Source organism: Modicisalibacter tunisiensis (assembly GCF_020148005.1).
Taxonomy (GTDB): Bacteria; Pseudomonadota; Gammaproteobacteria; order Pseudomonadales; family Halomonadaceae; genus Modicisalibacter; species Modicisalibacter tunisiensis.
In genome coordinates this window covers 1466261-1484545 of record NZ_JAGXFD010000001.1, presented here as the reverse complement: position 1 = coordinate 1484545, position 18285 = coordinate 1466261, and the positions used below count along the sequence as shown (strand labels likewise).

The following is an 18285-nucleotide window of genomic DNA, read 5'->3' as shown; positions in this document are numbered from 1 at the left end:
GGCTCGGGCTCGGGCTCGGGCTCGGGCTCGGGCTCGGGCTCGGGCTCGGGCTCGGGCTCGGGCTCGGGCTCGGGCTCGGGCTCGGGCTCGGCAACAGGCTGCGCCGGCGTCGCGGCGGTGTCATCCTCCGCGGCTTCCTCTTCCGGAGACGGCTCGGCGGCATCGGCGGGCCGCCCGGCCGGCTCGGCGAGGGACTCGCGCGCGGTGTCCACCGGCGCCTCCTCGAGCGCGCTGCGGGCCTCGCCGGGCGCGACATCGCCGTCGAGCGCCTCGCGGGCGGCCGCCTGCTCGCGCACCTCGGGAGTATAGTCGGTGACTTCGTCGGCCTCGGGATCCACCGTGTGGACGGCCGCCTCCGCCGCGTCGGCGGCCGGAGCGGCGCGCGCCTCGCCCTCGTCGCCCCCGCTGTCGGGCGCGGCGTCCGCCGGCGCTTCCTCCTCGACGTCCTCGACCGTCGACTGCCGCGGCTCCTCGCGTTCCGCGGCCTCTTGCTGCTTCTTCTTGCGCTTGAAAAAACCGAACATGGGCAGTCAAAACCTGGACGGAAACAATCGCCGTATCCTAACACCCCCCGCTACCACTGTGGACACGGCGCGCGTACAATCCGCCGGTCATGAGCCGTCATCGTCACCGCAAGCCCGCGTCGCGCCGCAACGCCCGGGCCTCGTCCCCGCCCAGCGGCAAGCTGCGCCTGATCGGCGGCCGCTTCAAGCGCCGCCTGCTGAGCGTGCCCGACAGCCCCGGCCTGCGCCCCACCCCCGACCGCGTCCGCGAGACGCTGTTCAACTGGCTGGCCTTCGAACTCGCCGGGCGCCGGGTGCTGGACCTCTATGCCGGCACCGGCGCGCTGGGCTTCGAGGCGCTGTCCCGCGGCGCGGCCGAGGCGGTGTTCGTCGAGGCCCAGCCCGCCGTGGCCCGGGCGCTGCAGGCCAACATCGACACGCTCGGCGTGGCGGCGCGGCTGGTCAACGCCACGGCCGAGAGCTTCCTGGTCACGCCCGCCGAGGCCCCCTTCGACCTGGTCTTCCTCGACCCGCCGTTTCGTCAGGGGCATGCCGCGACGGCCTGCGCGGCCCTGGAGGCAGCCGGCTGGCTGAACGAGGAGGCCTGGATCTACGTCGAGCACGAGGCGGAGTTGCCCCCCGAGGTGCCTTCCATCTGGCGCCTGCATCGCGAGGTACGCGCCGGCGAAACCCACGGCCGGCTCTATCATCGTGCGCCGCCCGCGGGCGAGGCTTGCTGAGCCCCGCGCCACGGCGTAGTCTGCGCAGACACGGCCCCCGAACGCGATCAGCGACCAGGAGAAACGGATGAGTAGCGAACTTTTCAATCAGCTCGAACAGAAGGTGACCCACGCGGTCGAGTCGCTCGAGATGCTGAAGATGGAAGCCGAGGAGCTGCGCGAGGAAAACGCCCGCCTCAAGCAGCAGCACGACGAGTGGGAACGCCGCCTGAGTGGCCTGCTGGAGAAGTTCCGCGAGATGGAAGGCAGCGAGACGTCCTCCGTTTCCTGATCCGCGCCGCGGCCGCCTACAGCGGCCGCGACATCAGCACGGCCGCCTCCCGCCGCCCCGCCCCGGCGGGATAGTAGTTCGGCCGCCGACCGTCCTCCCGAAAGCCCATCGCCGCGTACAGCGCCAGTGCCGCCGCGTTGGAGGCACGCACCTCGAGCAGCAGGCGTTCGCTGCGCCAGGCGGCCGCCCGCGCCAGCAGGCGCTCGAGCAGGCACCGGGCGATGCCCCGGCGACGCGCGCCGGGCGCCACGGTAATCGCCTGCAGCTCCGCCTCGAAGGGCAACCGATACAGCGCCGCATGGCCGAGCAGTTCCGCCGGCGCTCCCGGCGCGTATGCTCCCCAGAGTTCGTACGCCGGCGACGTCAGCGCCTCGGCCAGCGCCGCCTCCGACCAGGGATGCGCCTGGCCGGCGCGTTCGACGGCGACCAGCGCCTCCAGTGCCGCCGGGGTCAGCCGCTCGAGCACCGGCGTCACGACACGCCCCCCTCCAGCGACCGCCAGGCCGTTCGCCATTCGGCGAGGTACGGCCACAGGGCCCGCTTGGCCTCGGCCGACGTCGCCAGGGTCGCCAGGGTCTCGCCCTGCCACAACGGCAGCTCCAGCAGCCCGCACCGGTCTGCGTCGGCCGCCAGCACCCGGCTCAGCACGGGGGCGTCGCCGAACAGCAGGACCCGCTCGGGCTGCCAGCCCCGCCGTCGGCGCCCGTCGATGAAGGCCTGCAGCCCGTCCTGCGCCTCCTGCAGCGGCGCCTCGGCACTCAGCCCGTCCATCAGCGGCCAGCGGAACGCCTGGAATGCCGGCATCTCGACCTCGATGCCGGCGGCACGCAGCAGGTTGCCGAGCAGGCGCAGGGCCTTCGCGTCGGGTGGCGTCTCGCCGGGCAGCAGGATCAGCCATCGCCCCTCCAGCGCCGCCACCTGCAGCGCGAAACGCAGCGCTTCCCGAGGTTCCGGCGTCGAAACGGTTTCCGCCTCCGCGGCGGCGGGCACGGCTTGCGGCGTCTCGGGCTCGGGGGGCTCAGCAGCCCCCCCCAGCAGGGCCCTGGCGCGCCGGGCGTTCGCGCGCGGCAGCACCGGGGCTTCCTCGCTCGCTGCCATCGGGCGTGGCTCGGGCGCGGCCTCGTCGAGCAGGGCGTGCAGGCGTTGCGCCGGCGGACGCGCCGGTTCGTGCGACGGCTCCGGCCAGTCGCAGGCCTGGCTCTCGCGGGCATTGGGCAGGCGATAACGGCCGACCCAGGCGGTCAGCCCCATGGCCTCCAGGTACTGCGAACGCTGCGGCTCGCCGAGCGGCTCAGCGACCACCGCCGCCTCGGCAGTTCGGCGAGTCGGGGCGCTGGCTGCCGCGGGCGTCCCACTCGGCCGGGGTATAGAGATGCAGCGCCAGGGCATGCACCGGCCCGGACAGCTCCTCGGCCAGCAGCGCGTAGATCTGCTGGTGGCGCTTGACCGGCATCAGCCCCTCGAAGCGCGTCGACACCAGCGTCACCTTGAAGTGCGTCTCGGAGTTCGGCGGCACGTGATGCTTGTGGCTCTCGTTCTCCACACTCAGGTGCACGGGCTCGAGATCGTGCAGTTTCTCTTCGATGCGTGCCTGAACACTCATGACCACTCCTCCTGACAAGAATGGAGTCATTGTAACGCCTGGCGGCGACCCGCGATAAGCCGGGATCACCGAGCGTGGCGGGCCAGCGGAATCCGCCGCAGGCTCAACGCCAGCGCCAGGCTCACGGTGGCGACACCGAGCCACAGCGCCAGCGTCAGCGAGCCGACCGGCGACTCGGACGCGCCGAGCGACAGCGCCAGGACCAGCCCCACCAGCGCCGTGCCCACCGCCTGGCCGAAGGTGCGCACCGAGGCCATCACCCCGGAGGCGTTGGCACTGTAGGCCATCGGCACGCCGCCCAGCAGCTCGCGGTTGTTGGGTGCCTGGAAGAGGCCGTAGCCGATGCCGCACAGCGCGACCCGCCAGACGACATGACCGAGGGTGGTGTCCTCGCCCAGCAGCGCCAGCGACAGCATGCCTGCCAAGAACAGCACCAGGCCCAGCGACGAGATCACCGCCGGATTGAAGCGATCCGCCAGGCGACCGGCCAGGGGGCCGGTGACCATCAGCGCCAGCGGCCAGGGCGTGAACAGCGCCGCCGATTCGAGGGGACTGCGCTCCATGACGCTCTGGAACAGGAACGGCAGCCCCACGAAGGCCGCCCCCTGGGCGATGAAGGCGCACATCGAGATCGTCGCCGCATAACTGAAGCGAGCCTCGTGGAACATCGCCAGCGGCACCAGCGGGGTCGCCGCCCGACGCTGGCGGCGGATGAAGCCCGCCAGGCAGGCCAGGCTCGTCGCCAGCGGCGCCAGGGCGACCAGGTGCAGCCCGCCGTGTCCCAGCTGGTCGAGCGCCAGCACGAAGGTGGAGACCATGCCCGCGGAGAGCAGTGCCCCCGGCCAGTCGAAGCGCCCCGCCTCGGGCGCCTCGCGGGGCAGCGCCCTGAGCGCCAGGAGCAGGGCGGCGATGCCGATCGGCACGTTGATGGCGAACAACCAGGGCCAGCTGGCCAGATAGAGGATACCGCCGCCCAGCGAGGGGCCGAAGGCGATGCCGAAGGCCACCACCAGCGCACCGATGCCGATCGCCGAGCCCAGCAGCCGCGGCGGGAAGATCACCCGGTACATCGACGGGCCGATCGACAGCATCGCCGCCGCCCCCAGCCCCTGGACGACCCGCGCCCCCACCAGCCAGGCAAAGCCCGGCGCCAGGGCACAGGCCAGCGAGGCCACGGTGAACACCGCCAGGCCGCCGATGTAGAGGCGATGCCGGCCCAGCAGGCGGCTCAGCGCCGCGAAGGCCAGCAGCGACGAGGCACTGACCAGCTGATAGACGTTGGTGATCCACACCACCCGGGACTCGCTGACATTCAGCTCCCGGGCCAGGGTCGGCAGGGCGATATTGACGATGCCGCCGTCGAACACCGCCATCAGCGTGCCCATCACCAGCACCAGCAGGGCCCAGCGCCGCTGCGGGCCGGGCAGGCCGGTGTCACCGGGGCGGGTCTCGAACAGGCGGCGCATCAGCACGCCGGAGGCGTCCGGCGGCCGAGGCGGGAACGGCAATCAGGGCAAGGCGAAGGCGACACCGCGTGCTCAGTCCTCGTCGGCGTCCATCAGCAGGTCGTCGTCGATGTCGGCGATCTCGATCGGCTCGTCGTTCTCGAGATCCAGGGCGAGATAGCTGTGCTCGACGACCAGGAAGCGCTCGAACAGTGCCCAGTCGAGGGATTCCGGCCACTGCCGGGTGTCCTCCTCCCAGGCACGCAGCTCGTTCTCGAGGATGTCCAGATACCGCTCGCGGACATAGGCCTGCAGTGCCTCCGGCGTATCCATCTCGGGGATCAGGTACACCGTGCTCTCGCTGTCGACATCCCCCAGCGTCAGATCGTCGTCGCCCATCACGGGCTCGAGCGAGTTGACCCAGTCGACGAACGCCTGGGTGGGCTTGACGCTCAGCGCGGAGCGGTTGAGCAGTTTCATCGGGACTCTCCTCGAAGGTGCCGCGACGGATGTGCCGCGCCAGTAAAACGCCGATCATTATGGGCGCTCGCCACGCCCCTTACCAACACTTCCCGACCGCGCCCTCTTGTGCGGGAATGCGCCGCCCCACCGGAACACGCGGAAGGCGGCGAGCCTGCGCCAGACCAGGCGCGCGGGGATTCGCCGGCGGAATGTACGAGGTGGTACATGAGCAAGGCGAACCCCCGCGCCACGAGGTCTGGCCGACGCGCAGCGCCTTCAATCTCCGGAAGGGCGCATCGCCGGGAACAACAGCACATCGCGGATCGAGGCGCTGTCGGTCAGCAGCATCACCAGCCGGTCGATGCCGATCCCCTCGCCCGCGGTGGGCGGCAGGCCGTGCTCGAGGGCGCGGATGTAGTCGGCGTCGTAGTACATCGCCTCGTCGTCGCCGGCCTCCTTCTCGGCCACCTGGGCGGCGAAGCGCTCGGCCTGGTCCTCGGCGTCGTTGAGCTCCGAGAAGCCGTTGGCGATCTCGCGGCCGCCGACGAAGAACTCGAAGCGGTCGGTGACGAAGGGATCCGAGTCCTTGCGCCGCGCCAGCGGACTGACCTCGGTCGGGTAGTCGGTGATGAAGGTCGGCTGCTGGAGGCGATGCTCGACGGTCTTCTCGAAGATCTCGATCTGCACCTTGCCCAGGCCCCAGCCGTCCTTGACGTCGATATCCAGACGCTCGGCGATCTGGCGGGCGGCGGACTCGTCGGCCAGCGCCTCGGCCCGGATATCCGGGTTGTACTCGAGGATGGCGTCGAACACGCTCAGCCGGCGCAGCGGCTGGCCGAAGTCGTACTCGAAGGTCTCCAGCACCTCGCCGTCGGCGTCACGCACGGTGTTGGTCACCGTGGTGGTGCCCAGCACGGAGCGCGTCACCTCGCGCAGCATGGCCTCGGTGAGATCCATCAGGTCGTGATAGTCGGCGTAGGCCTGATAGAACTCGATCATGGTGAACTCGGGGTTGTGCCGCGTCGACAGCCCCTCGTTGCGGAAGTTGCGGTTGATCTCGAAGACCCGCTCGAAGCCGCCCACCACCAGCCGCTTGAGATACAGCTCGGGGGCGATGCGCAGGTACATGTCGAGATCCAGCGCGTTGTGGTGGGTGATGAAGGGCCGGGCCGTGGCGCCGCCGGGAATCGGCTGCAGCATCGGCGTCTCGACCTCCATGAAGCCGTGGTCCTCGAAGAACCGGCGCATGGCGCTGATCACCCGGGCGCGGGTCTCGAACACCCGCCGCGAGTCGGCGTTCATGATCAGGTCGACGTAGCGCTGGCGATAGCGCGATTCCTGATCGGTCAGGCCGTGGAACTTGTCCGGCAGCGGGCGCAGGCTCTTGGTCAGCAGCCGCGCCTCGTCCATCTTGACATAGAGGTCACCCTTGCCGGACTTGTGCACCGGGCCGCGACCGGCGACGATGTCGCCGATGTCCCAGCCCTTGATGTCCTCGAGGGTCTCGGTCGGCAGGCCCTTCTTGTCGATGTAGAGCTGGATCTGGCCGGACGCGTCCTGAATGACCACGAAGGGCCCGCGCTTGCGCATGATGCGCCCGGCCACCGCGGCCCGGCGGTCCAGCGCCTCGAGCGCCTCCTTGTCCCGGTCGCCCAGCTCGGCCTGCAGCGCGGCGGCGCTGCTGTCGCGACGGAAGTCGTTGGGAAAGACGCTCGTGCCGCGCTCGGCGGCCTGCTCGCGCCGCGCCGCCAGCTTGGCACGACGCTCCGCGATCAGACGGTTCTCGTCCTGGCCCTCGACGGCCGCTTGGTTGTCCTGGTTCGCCATGGTTCTGCCTGTCTATGGAAGGTCGCTATCGATTGTGGCGCGATGAAGGTGCCACCCAGGTCGAGACGCGTCATGAGCGACGACGAGGCAAGGCGCGGCGGTGCGAATCAGCGCAGTGGACGTGGCTGTCCATGAGCATGATGAGCAACACCGCAACACCGCCTCGTCGAGCGCAATAGCGTCGCTCAAAGGCCCTGTTTGAGGCTGGCCACGATGAACTGATCCAGATCCCCATCCAGCACCTTCTCGCAGCTGCTGGACTGCACGCCGGTGCGCAGATCCTTGATGCGCTGGTCGTCCAGCACGTAGGAGCGGATCTGGCTGCCCCAGCCGATGTCGGCCTTGGACTCCTCGGCCGCCTGCTTGGCGGCGTTGCGCTTCTCCATCTCGTGTTCCCACAGCTTCGCCTTGAGCTGCTTCATGGCGAAGTCGCGGTTGGCGTGCTGGCTGCGCTGGCTCTGGCAGGCCACCACGATGCCGGTGGGCTCGTGAGTGATGCGCACCGCCGAATCGGTGGTGTTGACGTGCTGACCGCCGGCGCCGCTGGAGCGATAGGTGTCGACGCGCAGGTCGGCCGGGTTGATCTCGATCTCGAAGCTGTCGTCCACCTCCGGCGACAGGAACACCGAGGCGAAGGAGGTGTGGCGACGACCGCCGGAGTCGAACGGGCTCTTGCGCACCAGGCGGTGCACGCCGGTCTCGGTGCGCAGCCAGCCGAAGGCGTACTCGCCCTGGACGTGCACGGACGCCGACTTGATGCCCGCCACCTCGCCGGCGGAAAGCTCGGTGATCTCGGCCTTGAAGCCGTGATGCTCGGCCCAGCGCAGGTACATGCGCAGCAGCATGTTGGCCCAGTCCTGGGCCTCGGTGCCGCCGGAGCCGGCCTGGATGTCGAGGTAGGCGTTGTTCTCGTCCATCTCGCCGGCGAACATGCGCCGGAACTCGAGCTTCTCGAGGCTGGCCTGCAGATTTTCCAGCTCGCGCTTCACCTCCTCGACGGTATCCTCGTCCTCCTCCATCACCGCCAGTTCCAGCAGCTCGCGGTTGTCGGCCAGCCCCTGGTCGAGCTGGTCGATGGTAGCGACGATGTTCTCGAGGGTGGCGCGCTCCTTGCCCAGCTTCTGGGCATAGTCCGGGTCGTTCCAGATGTCCGGGTTCTCGAGCTCGCGGGTGACTTCCTCTAGCCGATCCTTCTTTTCGGCATAGTCAAAGATACCCCCTCAGGACGTCTGTCCGTTCGGACAGGTCCTTGATGAGGTGATTGATCGGATTGATCTCTTGCATGGTGATCCCGTCTTGATGGGCGATGGCGACACCGGACGCCGGCGAGACGACGGCCGGGCGCCGCGTGTCGAAAGGCGCCCATTGTAGCCAAACAGCCCGAGGGCGTCATCCGCATGACGGGCGCCGGGCCCGGCCGAACGGCCGAGCCCGGCGGGGACGTGAAGGGATCAGAAGCGGTAGGTCAGCTGGCCCCCGATGCCGTGGATCTTGTTGTGGTAGTCGGCCCGGTAGCGGCCGGCCGTGCGGGAGGCTTCGTCGACCGAGGCGGTCGCCTCGTCGATGTAGGTATAGGCGACGTCGAGAGTCAGGTCCGGCACCGGCGTCCAGCCCGCGCCCAGCGAGTAGATGGTGCGGTCTCCGGAGGGCACGCGCACGGTACGCACCGCGTCGCGGATCGGCGAGTCATCGTAGGCGATGCCGGCACGCAGCACCCAGGCCGGCGATACCTGATAGGCGGTCCCCAGCGCATACTGCCAGGCATCGTCGTAATCCTGGACTTCGGTGCGCGTGCCCAGCGGACTGTCGTTGGCGATCACCAGTCGGTCGAAGCTGCTCCACTTGACCAGCGCCGCCCCGGCCATCAGCGTCCAGCGGTCGTTGACGTCGTGGGTCACCGAGAAGTCGATGGTTTCCGGCAGGGTGATGTCCAGCGAGGCATCGTAGGTCGCATCGGGCAGCGTGCGCGTGCCACCGGCGTAGACGTTGCGGGTCCTGAGGTCGCCGTCCAGGGTGTAGTCGACATCGGAGCGGTAGGTCACGCCGAGGGTGGTGGACTCGACCGGCTTGTACATCAGGCCGAAGGTGAAGCCCCAGGCCTCGTCGTCGCCCTGGACATTGACGCTGCCGTCGCCGAAGGGCCCGCCATAGGTGGCCTTTTCCAGCTCGCCATCGATGCGGTTGTAGGTCACGCCGAAACCGGCCGAGAACTGGTCGTTGAACTTGATCGACAGCGTCGGCTGGACGGTGATCACCTCCACATCGCTGTAGCTGCCGAAGTAGCGTCCCTCGAAACGGCTCTCGTAGTCGGTGATCACCCCGAACGGCGCATAGACGCCGAGGCCGAAGTGCAGGTGGTCGTTGATCGGCTGGACGAAGTAGCCGAAGGGCACCGTCTTGCCCGGCACCATGTCGCCCTCGTTGGTCCCCGGCGTGACGGGGGTGCCCAGCGCCGTGGTCCCCGCGGCGTTGTCGATATCGCTGTTGACGTCGAGATAGGTGGCCCCGGCGGTAACCTGGGTGCGGTCGAGAAACGACATCCCCGCCGGATTGCCGAACACGATCGAGGCGTCGGTGACATTCGAGGTGCGCCCGGCAAACGAGGTGCCCTGGGCACTCACGCTCTGCTCGTTCAACTGGAAGCCCCCGGCCGCGGCAGAGGTCGAGATCGCGGCCGAGACAGCGGCGATGGCGATGGCGAGCTTGTTCCTGTTGTTATGCATGATTATCGACATCCTGTTCCCCGAGGGGCTGGCGGTGGATCGGCTTGCCCATACCGGACAATGAAACGTCTCACCGTTTTGGCTGATCGCCGATATCAAGTCAAGGACAAACGTCCGTTTTAACACCTCCGACACCTCCCCCATTGGTCGAACCTTATTCGACCGGGCTCGCCTTGACCCTTGTGTTACCCAAGGGTTTTAAACTGCTATGCAACAGCAGGGAGGAACCAGGCATGAAAGTGGGAGAACTGGCCAAGACGGCGAACGTGACCGCGGAAACCGTGCGCCACTACACGCGGGAGGGCCTGCTGAGCCCCGAGCGCGACCCCGACAACGGCTACCAGATCTACGATCAGGCCGACCTCAACCGCCTGCGCTTCATTCAACGCGCCCGGACCCTGGGCTTCAGCCTCCGGGAGATCGGCGAGATTCTCGAGCATGCCGACCACGGCGACTCCCCCTGCCCCATGGTGCGCGATCTGCTCGCGGCCCGCCTGCCCGAGATCAAGCAGCGCATCATCGAGCTCGAACGCCTGGCCGAGCGCATGGAAAACGCCCTGGCCAACTGGTCCGACATGCCCGACGGCGCCCCGGACGGCCATACCATCTGTCGGTTGATCGAGCACTGGAACCTGCCGCAGGAGACCGAACATCATGAGTGATACCGCGACTCGGCGCCGGCCGCATGCGCTGGCGCTGCAGGGGTTGACCTGCAACGGCTGCGTCAACAAGACACGCCGGGCCCTGAGCGCGCTCGACGGCGAGGCGGACATCGACCTCGACACGCGCCTGGCCCGTGTCACCACCACCGAAGACACCGAGGCGCTCATCGCGGCGATCCGCGAGGCCGGCTTCGACGCCGCGCCCGTCGACCGCGCGCCCCACGCCTTCCTGACCGAGGGGGTCAGCTGCCAGGGGTGCGTCGGCAAGATTCGTCGGACCATTCAGGAGCAGGACGCCGCGGCCGTCGTCGAGGGCGAGCCCAGTGCCGGGTGGCTGACGGTCGACAGCGCGCTGGACACCGCGACACTGGTCGAGGCCACCGAGACCGCCGGCTACCATGCCGAACCCGCGCGTTTCACGACCCGCACCCGCCGGGTCCCGGGCATGTCCTGCCAGGGCTGCGTGAAGCGCATGCGCGAGGCCCTTCAGGCCCGTGACCCGCTGGCGCGGGTCGAGGGCGAGCCCGCCGAGAAGCGCCTGATGGTGGCCAGCTACCTGCCGGACGCCCTGATCGACGCCGTGCTCGGCAAGGCCGGCTATCCACCGGAAGACACCACCGCCGAACCGGCCGCTCCCGAGGCGCGCCGCGCCTCGCCGTCGGCCCCCGAGCCCGAGACGCCGGCCAGCAAGCCGGATGCCGAGCCGGACGGCGAGCCCGCTTTCACAGCCGCCGCTACCGGCGGCCAGCCGCAGAACCTCGAACTGGCGCTGTCCGGCATCACCTGCGCCAGCTGCGTGCGGACCATCCAGCAGGCGCTCGACGCCACCGAGGGCGTCGCCCGGGCGGAGGTCAACTTCGCCAGCCGCACCGCCTCGGTCAGCGGCACGGCCTCCCCGCAGGCGCTGGTCAAGGCGGTGGAAGACGCCGGCTACAGCGCCGAGGTGATCGAGGACCTGGAGCGCGGCGAGGCCAAGCGCGAGGCCAACGAGGCCCGCGAGTATCGCCGCCGGCTGCGCGACACCGTGGTCGCGCTGGTCCCCGGGCTGGCGCTGATGGGCCTGATGTTCGTCCACGAACCGGTGCTCGGCGGCGGCGAACGCTGGCTGTGGGTCCTGGTGGGGCTGGGCACCCTCGGCGTGCTGGCCACCGCCGGCCGGGTGTTCTTCGTCGGCGCGGTCAAGGCCTTCCGCCATCACCAGGCCAACATGGACATGCTGGTCGCCGTGGGCACCGGCGTGGCCTGGCTGTACTCGATGGTCGTCGCCCTGGCCCCCGGCATCGTGCCGGAGGCGGCGCGCGCCCTGTACTTCGAGGCCTCGCTGATGATCGTGGGTCTGATCAACGTCGGCCAGGCCCTCGAGGTCCGCGCCCGCGGCCGGACCTCCCAGGCGCTCAAGCACCTGCTCGACCTCAAGGTACAGACGGCCCGGGTTCTCCGCGACGGCGAGGAGCGCGACGTGGCCATCGACGAGGTCCGCGAGGGTGACCGGCTGCGGGTCCGCCCCGGCGAGCGCCTGCCGGTGGACGGCGAGGTGCTCGAGGGCGAGAGCTTCATCGACGAATCGATGCTCACCGGCGAGCCGATGCCGGTCGCCAAGCGTCAGGGCGACGAAGTGGCCGCCGGCACCGTCAACGGCAAGGGCTCGCTGGTCTACCGCGCCACGCGCGTGGGGCAGCAGACCCGGCTGTCGCGGATCATCGAGCAGGTCCGCAACGCCCAGAACTCGCGCCCGCCGATCAGCCGGCTGGCCGACCGGGTGGCGGCGGTCTTCGTGCCGACCGTGATGATCCTGGCCGTGATCACGGCGCTGGTATGGTTCAACGTCGGCCCCGAGCCGCGCATCATCCACATGCTGGTGGCCGCCACCACGGTGCTGATCATCGCCTGCCCCTGCGCCCTGGGCCTGGCCACGCCCATCTCGACCATGATCGGCGTCGGCAAGGCCGCCGAGTACGGCGTGCTGATCCGCAGCGGCGAGGCGCTGCAGACCGCCAGCCGCCTGACCACGCTGGTGGTCGACAAGACCGGCACCCTGACCGAGGGCAAGCCCAGCGTGACCGACTGGCAGGCCTTCGACGACGAAGCGCGCATTCTGGGCCTGACCCTGGCGCTGGAGCGCGGCTCCGAGCACCCGTTGGCCACGGCGCTGGTGGCCCATGCCGAGGCCGCCTCGGCCACCCCCGCCGCCATCCGCGACTTCACCTCGCTCACCGGGCGCGGCGTCCAGGCCCGGGGGCCCGACGGCGAGCGCCTGCTGCTGGGCAACGCCGCCCTGATGCAGGAGACCGGGGTCGATCTCGCGCCGGGCCGCGCCTGGATCGAGGATGCCGAGTCGCGGGCCCGCACGGTGATCCACCTGGCCGTCGACGGCCGGCTGGCGGCGCTGTTCGCCGTCGCCGACCCGCTGCGCGAGGACGCCGTGGCGGCCGTCGCCCGGCTCCGCCAGGCGGGGCTCAGGGTGGTGATGCTCACCGGCGATGCCGCCTCCACCGCCGCCGCGATCGCCGCGGAGGCCGGTATCGACGACTACCGGGCCGGCCTGCTGCCGGAGGACAAGCACGACGCCATCGCCGAGCTGCAGGCCCGCGGCGAGATCGTCGGCATGGTCGGCGACGGCATCAACGACGCCCCCGCCCTGGCGCGTGCCGACGTGGGCTTCGCCATCGGCGCCGGCACCGACGTGGCGATCGAGTCGGCCGGCATCGCGCTGATGCGCAACTCGCTGCATGGCGTCGCCGACGCCATCGCCATCAGTAGCGCGGCGCTGCGCAACATCAAGCAGAACCTGTGGGGCGCGTTCGGTTACAACGTGCTGGGCATTCCCATCGCCGCCGGGGTGCTCTACCCGGCCACCGGCATGCTGCTGTCGCCGGTCATTGCGGCGGTGGCGATGTCGCTGTCCTCGGTCACCGTGGTCAGCAACGCCAACCGGCTGCGCCTGTTCACCCCGCGGGAAACGACACGGGAGGCTTCGGCATGAGTGTACTCGTCAACGTCATCGGCCTGGCGCTGATCGCCGGCATCGCCTGGTGGTTCTGGGCGCCCCGCCACTGATCCACCTCGACGTCGGGCCGGCCGATCGCTCGGCCGGCCCGCTCATTTCCCGCCTCGGTCGGGCAGCCGCTCGGCATGCTCGACCATCAACTGCAGCGACTCCCGCCCCCGCCAGCGATTGCGCGACAGCTTGTAGGCGCAGCGCAGCCGTGCGCCGAGATCGAACGCCGGCAGCTCGCCGGGCGTCAGGGCGCGAAACCAGATCGCCCGCACGCTGACGGCCCCCTGCGACAGCGTCAGCATCAGGTGGCTGCCGTCGGCGCCCACTACCCGCAGCTGCTCGACCCGGAACTCGCCGTCGAACAGCGGCGCCTCGAACTCGCGGCCGTAGGGCGCCAGGCGCTCGAGCTCGTCCAGCGTCGCCAGGTCGAGCTGATCGGCGGCCAGCTCGCCGTCGGTGAACACGCAGGGATAGAGCTCGCGCTCGCCGAGCCGCTCGTCCACCGCGCGGGCGAATGCCTCGCGAAACACCTCGAGTTGCTCCAGCGGCACGCCGACCCCGGCCGCCCCGCGATGGCCCCCGAAGCGCGGCAGCGCCTCGGGCGAAAGGTCATGGGCGCGCTGCAGGGCGTCGCGCAGGTGCAGCGCCTCGACCGAGCGCCCCGAGCCGGTCAGCATGCCCGGCTGCGCCGCCGGGGTCAGCACCAGCGCCGGGCGGCCGAAGGCCTGCACCAGCCGCGAGGCGACGATGCCCTGGACCCCGGCATGGCCGGTTTCCAGGTGGACGATCAGCACCCGCGCGCCCTCGGCGACCTGCGCCGTGGCCACCGCCCGGGCCTGCTCGACCATCTCCGCCTCGATCGTCTTGCGCGACTGGTTGTCGGCATCGAGCACCTCGAGGTGGCGGCGCGCCGTGGCGTCATCGGCGGCGAGCACGAAGTGCAGCGCCGCGTAGGGGTCGTCGAGCCGCGAGCGGGCGTTGATGCGCGGGCCCATCTGGAAGGCCAGCGTCTCGGCGTCGAAGGGCACGCTGTCGGGCCCCAGGCGTTCGGCCATGACCCGCCAGCAGGGCGCCTCCATGCGGTTGATCAGCGTCAGGCCCTGGGCGACCACGGCACGGTTGATGGCGCTGCCGCCCAGCGACACGCAGTCGGCGACCGTGCCCAGCGCCACGTAGGAGAGCCAGGGCGAGAGCTTGGGCGTCGAGGGCGGAAGGTGGCCGATCTCGATCAGCACCGCGCGGGTCAGCGACATCACCAGCCAGGCGACCATGCAGCCGGCGATGGTCGGGTCGGGGAAGCCGCAGTCGCGGCGGGTGGGATTGACCGTGGCGTAGGCCGAGGCCGGCGGCCCCGCCTCGGGCAGGGCGTGGTGATCGCTGACGATCACGTCGATGCCCGCCGCGGCGAGCCGGGCGATGCGCGGCTCATCGGAGGACCCGCAGTCGGCGGTGACGATCACGCTGGGTCGCGGCGTCAGCGCCAGGGTGCGCTCCACCAGCGGCAGGCTGATGCCGTAGCCGTCGAAGATGCGATGACCGATCAGGCTGTGGATGCGCTGATCCGGCACCCCGAACAGCTCGCTCAGGGTGCGCCGGATCACCACGTGGGAGGTGATGCCGTCGACATCGTAGTCGGTGAGGATGCCGATGTGCTCGCCCTCGGCCACCGCCCGGGCGAGCCGCTCGGCGGCGCGCCGGGCATCCGCCAGCCGCTCGGGATGCGCGAGATGCCGCAGGCTCGGCGTCACCAGCGGCGCCAGCTCGCCCTGATAGCCGGACAGGCGCCCGGCCAGCACCCGCGCCTGAAGCTCGGTCAGGCCCGCCTCCCGGGCGCGGCGGTAGAGCGCCTCGTCGCGCGCGCGCGGCAGGATGCGGGGGGCGAGACATTCATGCAGGTCGTGGGAATCGGTCACGGCATCCAAGCCCGGCTCCTCTGGAAGGGATAGCGAATTCGGTCGCACGGGGCTGATCCGGGGGCAGGCTCGCCGAGGAGGCGCTGTAACCCCCTCCCTGGGCGCTACCGGCGCCATCCCTGGCGCCGGACCTCCTCTTTGGACCAGCCCCCGGTGCCCCTCGTCCGGCTCGCGAGTCCACTCACCGGCAACGAAGACTCATCGGCGGTGGTCGGCGACGAACCGCTGCACGGCATCGAGCTCGGCCGGCAGCACGCTGTAGCGCTCCTCGCGCTCGAGCAGGTCGTCCATGTGGCTGGGCAGCGGCACGCCGGGGAAGCCGGCCTTGACCACGGCATCGGCGAACTTGGCCGGGTGCGCGGTGGCCAGGGTGATCATCGGCACGCTCGCATCGCCGCGGCAGACCTCGGCCGCCCGGTAGCCGGTGGCGGTGTGCGGGTCGAGGATCTCCTTGGTGCGATGGTGCGCCTCGCGGATCACCTCGAGGATCGTCGCGTCATCCACGCTGTGGCTGGCGAACTTCTCGCGCAGCCGGGCCAGCGGCGCCTCGGCGAGCGCCGTGGGCTCGTTCTGGAAGCGCTCGAGCAGGGCGCGCACGGCGTCGCCGTCGCGCTCGTAGGCGTCGAACAGCAGCCGCTCGAAGTTCGACGACACCACGATGTCCATCGACGGCGCCAGCGTGGCCTCGAGCTCGCGCTTGGAGAAGTCGTTGTCGGCCAGCGTGCGATGCAGGATGTCGTTGGCGTTGGTGGCGATCACGAAGCGCTCGACCGGCAGCCCCATCTGGTAGGCCGTGTAGCCGGCGAAGACGTTGCCGAAGTTGGCCGAGGGCACGCAGAAGCTCACCTTGCGCTGCGGGGCGCCCAGCGCCACGCCGGCGGCGACGTAGTAGACGATCTGGGCCATGATGCGTGCCCAGTTGATCGAATTGACCGCCACCAGCCGGGTGCCGTTCAGGAACGCCTGATCGGCGAAGCTGGCCTTGACCATCGCCTGGGCGTCGTCGAAGTTGCCCTCGATGGCGATGTTGAAGACGTTGTCGGCGAGCACCGTGGTCATCTGGCGGCGCTGCACCTCCGAGACCCGGTTGTGCGGGTGGAGGATGAAGATGTCCAGGTTGTCGCAGTGACGGCAGCCCTCGATCGCCGCCGAGCCGGTATCGCCGGAGGTGGCGCCCATGATCACCGCCCGCTCGCCGCGCTTCTTCAGGAAGTGATCGAGCAGCCGGCCGAGCAGCTGCAGGGCGACATCCTTGAAGGCCAGCGTCGGGCCATGGAACAGCTCGAGCAGGAAGTGGTTGGCGCCGAGCTGGTTGAGCGGCACCACTGCCTCGTGGCTGAAGGTGGCATAGGCGTCGTGAACGATGTCGCGGAAGGTGTCGTCGTCGATCTCGCCGCCGACGAACGGCTTCATCACCCGGAAGGCGATCTCCGCGTAGGACAGCCCGGCCATCTCGGCCAGCTCGTCGCGGGACAGCTGCGGCACCGTCTCGGGCACGTAGAGGCCACCGTCGCTGGCCATGCCGGTCAGCACCACATCCTCGAAGTTCAGCGCCGGCGCCTGCCCGCGTGTACTGATATAACGCATCTTGATTTCCACCCAGTCGTGGGCTATCAGCCCCTACTGTAAGCCCATACTGCAAGTCGCGCCGAAGGCGGAGGCGAGCGATGGCCAGGCTAGACGAAACGTGGCGCGGACGCGGAGTTTACCGAGGTAAATGAGCAGTCCAAGCCGCGTTTCAACGACGCATGGCCGAGCGCAGCCCCGGATTCGGGGTGACTTACTCCTGTTCGTCCAGGGACTCGACCCGGATCCGCATCACCGGCCCGGCGATGTCGGCCAGCGACTCGAGCTGACGGATCGCCTCGTTCATGTGCTGCTCGCGGGTACGGTGCGTCAGCAGGATGATCGGCACCAGTTCGCCCTCGGTGGCTTCCTTCTGGATCAGCGCCTCGATCGAGATGCCCTGCTCGGAGAGGATCGTCGCCACCCGCGCCAGCACCCCGGGGCGGTCCACCGCCAGCAGGCGCAGGTAGTAGGCGGTGACGATCTCCTCCATGGGCAGGATCGGCAGGCTCTGGTCACCCTCGCGGATGCCGCTGAAGGCCAGGTACGGCACCCGGTAGTGATGGGCGGTAGTGATGTCGCGGGCCACGTCGAGCAGGTCGGCGACCACCGCCGAGGCGGTCGGCTCGGCCCCCGCGCCGGCGCCGTAGTAGAGGGTCGGTCCCACGGCGTCGCCCATCACGGCGATGGCGTTCTTGACCCCGTGGACGCTGGCCAGCAGCCGCTCCTTGGGGATCAGCGTGGGATGCACGCGCAGCTCCAGCCCGGTCTCGGTGCGCTTGGAGATGCCCAGGTGCTTGATGATGTAGCCCAGGTTGTCGGCCTGCTCGACGTCCTCGGCGGTGATCCGCGAGATGCCCTCGGTGTAGGCCTTCTCGAACTGCAGCGGCACGCCGTAGGCGATGGAAGCGAGGATGGTCAGCTTGTGGGCGGCGTCGATGCCCTCGACGTCGAAGGTCGGGTCGGCCTCGGCATAGCCCAGCGCCTGGGCCTCGGCGAGCACGTCCTCGAAGGCCCGGCCCTCGTCGCGCATGTGGGTGAGGATGTAATTGCCGGTGCCGTTGATGATGCCGGCGACCCACTGGATGCGGTTGGCGCCCAGCCCCTCGCGCAGCGACTTGATCACCGGGATGCCGCCGGCCACCGCGGCCTCGAAGGCGACGATCACGCCCTTGGCGTGGGCGGCCTGGAAGATCTCGTTGCCGTGCACGGCGATCAGCGCCTTGTTGGCGGTGACCACGTGCTTGCCGTGCTCGATGGCCGTGAGCACCAGCTCGCGGGCCACGTCATAGCCGCCGATCAGCTCGACCAGCACGTCGACGTCGGGGTTGCGCGCGACCTCGAAGATGTCCGCGGTGACCTTGACCCCGGCGGTGTCGCACTCGGGGTTGTCGCGGCGGGCACCGATCTGCTCGATGACGATCGGCCGCCCCGCGCGTCGCGCGATCTCGTCGGCATTGCGCATCAGCACATTGAAGGTGCCGCCGCCGACGGTCCCCAGTCCACAGATCCCAACTCTCACCGGTTTCAACGTCTTGCTCCCCCGATTTTCCGTGCTTCGATCGCGGCCCG

15 protein-coding genes and 1 pseudogene are annotated in these 18285 nt (G+C 69.9%); 4 read left to right on the top strand and 12 right to left on the bottom strand.

Annotated elements, in window-relative coordinates; all coding sequences use genetic code 11:
- Positions 1 to 524 (bottom strand): annotated as a pseudogene (locus KGQ91_RS06925) (signal recognition particle-docking protein FtsY); the annotation flags it as partial.
- Positions 525 to 613: 89 nt separating this feature from the next.
- On the opposite strand from KGQ91_RS06925, the gene rsmD reads away from it, so the two are divergent.
- Positions 614 to 1243, top strand: a complete 630-nt coding sequence (rsmD, locus tag KGQ91_RS06920; RefSeq protein WP_163648312.1) for a 16S rRNA (guanine(966)-N(2))-methyltransferase RsmD — start codon at positions 614 to 616, stop codon at positions 1241 to 1243.
- 67 nt (positions 1244 to 1310) lie between these two features.
- A complete protein-coding gene (gene zapB, locus KGQ91_RS06915) occupies positions 1311 to 1514 on the top strand; it encodes a cell division protein ZapB (protein ID WP_163648311.1) in 204 nt (67 codons plus the stop codon).
- A 16-nt stretch (positions 1515 to 1530) separates the two neighbouring features.
- On the opposite strand, the gene rimI is transcribed toward zapB, so the two are convergent.
- From rimI to KGQ91_RS06875, 8 genes are all read right to left on the bottom strand, one after another.
- On the bottom strand, positions 1531 to 1989 hold the full coding sequence (gene rimI, locus KGQ91_RS06910; RefSeq protein ID WP_224415754.1) for a ribosomal protein S18-alanine N-acetyltransferase: 459 nt from the start codon (positions 1987 to 1989) through the stop codon (positions 1531 to 1533).
- Complete coding sequence (locus KGQ91_RS06905; RefSeq protein ID WP_163648309.1) at positions 1986 to 2816, bottom strand: hypothetical protein; 831 nt, start codon at positions 2814 to 2816, stop codon at positions 1986 to 1988. The genes rimI and KGQ91_RS06905 overlap by 4 nt, the downstream gene beginning before the upstream one ends.
- The gene (locus KGQ91_RS06900) at positions 2806 to 3117 is read right to left on the bottom strand and encodes a BolA family protein (RefSeq protein ID WP_163648308.1); all 312 of its coding nucleotides are present in this window, start codon (positions 3115 to 3117) and stop codon (positions 2806 to 2808) included. Before KGQ91_RS06900 ends, KGQ91_RS06905 begins: the two co-directional genes overlap by 11 nt.
- Positions 3118 to 3182: 65 nt before the next feature.
- Positions 3183 to 4583 carry an MFS transporter gene (locus tag KGQ91_RS06895; RefSeq protein WP_163648330.1) on the bottom strand — a complete coding sequence of 467 codons (1401 nt, stop codon included), beginning with the start codon at positions 4581 to 4583 and terminating at the stop codon, positions 3183 to 3185.
- A 72-nt stretch (positions 4584 to 4655) separates the two neighbouring features.
- Complete coding sequence (locus KGQ91_RS06890; protein ID WP_163648307.1) at positions 4656 to 5042, bottom strand: hypothetical protein; 387 nt, start codon at positions 5040 to 5042, stop codon at positions 4656 to 4658.
- A gap of 258 nt (positions 5043 to 5300) precedes the next feature.
- The gene (lysS, locus tag KGQ91_RS06885) at positions 5301 to 6851 is read right to left on the bottom strand and encodes a lysine--tRNA ligase (RefSeq protein ID WP_163648306.1); all 1551 of its coding nucleotides are present in this window, start codon (positions 6849 to 6851) and stop codon (positions 5301 to 5303) included.
- Between the two features lie 185 nt (positions 6852 to 7036).
- A protein-coding gene (gene prfB, locus KGQ91_RS06880) for a peptide chain release factor 2 (protein ID WP_163648305.1) occupies positions 7037 to 8135 on the bottom strand; the annotation gives its coding sequence in 2 pieces (ribosomal slippage) (positions 7037 to 8059 and positions 8061 to 8135; 1098 coding nt in all).
- Between the two features lie 167 nt (positions 8136 to 8302).
- Positions 8303 to 9574, bottom strand: a complete 1272-nt coding sequence (locus tag KGQ91_RS06875; protein WP_224420614.1) for an OmpP1/FadL family transporter — start codon at positions 9572 to 9574, stop codon at positions 8303 to 8305.
- 233 nt (positions 9575 to 9807) lie between these two features.
- On the opposite strand from KGQ91_RS06875, the gene KGQ91_RS06870 reads away from it, so the two are divergent.
- Positions 9808 to 10236, top strand: a complete 429-nt coding sequence (locus KGQ91_RS06870) for a MerR family transcriptional regulator (protein WP_163648303.1) — start codon at positions 9808 to 9810, stop codon at positions 10234 to 10236.
- A complete protein-coding gene (locus KGQ91_RS06865; RefSeq protein ID WP_163648302.1) occupies positions 10229 to 13219 on the top strand; it encodes a heavy metal translocating P-type ATPase in 2991 nt (996 codons plus the stop codon). The genes KGQ91_RS06870 and KGQ91_RS06865 overlap by 8 nt, the downstream gene beginning before the upstream one ends.
- Positions 13220 to 13335: 116 nt before the next feature.
- Here KGQ91_RS06865 and KGQ91_RS06860 read toward each other — a convergent pair whose 3' ends face one another.
- The 3 genes from KGQ91_RS06860 to KGQ91_RS06850 all read right to left on the bottom strand — a co-directional run bounded on the left by KGQ91_RS06860 (position 13336) and on the right by KGQ91_RS06850 (position 18244).
- Entirely contained in the window at positions 13336 to 15147 is a 1812-nt protein-coding gene (locus tag KGQ91_RS06860; protein WP_224416804.1) for a single-stranded-DNA-specific exonuclease RecJ, read from the bottom strand.
- Positions 15148 to 15345: 198 nt separating this feature from the next.
- Positions 15346 to 16734, bottom strand: coding sequence for a threonine synthase (gene thrC / locus KGQ91_RS06855; RefSeq protein WP_224415760.1), 1389 nt, complete (start codon positions 16732 to 16734; stop codon positions 15346 to 15348).
- Positions 16735 to 16927: 193 nt separating this feature from the next.
- Positions 16928 to 18244: a homoserine dehydrogenase gene (locus tag KGQ91_RS06850; RefSeq protein ID WP_224415761.1), complete on the bottom strand. Its 1317-nt coding sequence runs from the start codon at positions 18242 to 18244 to the stop codon at positions 16928 to 16930.
- Positions 18245 to 18285 lie beyond the last annotated feature (41 nt).

What these genes read in the sequence shown, in the direction of transcription:
- rsmD (WP_163648312.1), top strand. Translation starts at nt 614, where the DNA reads ATGAGCCGTCATCGTCACCGCAAGCCCGCGTCGCGCCGCAACGCCCGG.
- zapB (WP_163648311.1), top strand. Translation starts at nt 1,311, where the DNA reads ATGAGTAGCGAACTTTTCAATCAGCTCGAACAGAAGGTGACCCACGCG.
- KGQ91_RS06900 (WP_163648308.1), bottom strand. Translation starts at nt 3,117, where the DNA reads ATGAGTGTTCAGGCACGCATCGAAGAGAAACTGCACGATCTCGAGCCC.
- KGQ91_RS06895 (WP_163648330.1), bottom strand. Translation starts at nt 4,583, where the DNA reads ATGCGCCGCCTGTTCGAGACCCGCCCCGGTGACACCGGCCTGCCCGGC.
- KGQ91_RS06890 (WP_163648307.1), bottom strand. Translation starts at nt 5,042, where the DNA reads ATGAAACTGCTCAACCGCTCCGCGCTGAGCGTCAAGCCCACCCAGGCG.
- lysS (WP_163648306.1), bottom strand. Translation starts at nt 6,851, where the DNA reads ATGGCGAACCAGGACAACCAAGCGGCCGTCGAGGGCCAGGACGAGAAC.
- KGQ91_RS06875 (WP_224420614.1), bottom strand. Translation starts at nt 9,574, where the DNA reads ATGCATAACAACAGGAACAAGCTCGCCATCGCCATCGCCGCTGTCTCG.
- KGQ91_RS06870 (WP_163648303.1), top strand. Translation starts at nt 9,808, where the DNA reads ATGAAAGTGGGAGAACTGGCCAAGACGGCGAACGTGACCGCGGAAACC.
- KGQ91_RS06865 (WP_163648302.1), top strand. Translation starts at nt 10,229, where the DNA reads ATGAGTGATACCGCGACTCGGCGCCGGCCGCATGCGCTGGCGCTGCAG.
- thrC (WP_224415760.1), bottom strand. Translation starts at nt 16,734, where the DNA reads ATGCGTTATATCAGTACACGCGGGCAGGCGCCGGCGCTGAACTTCGAG.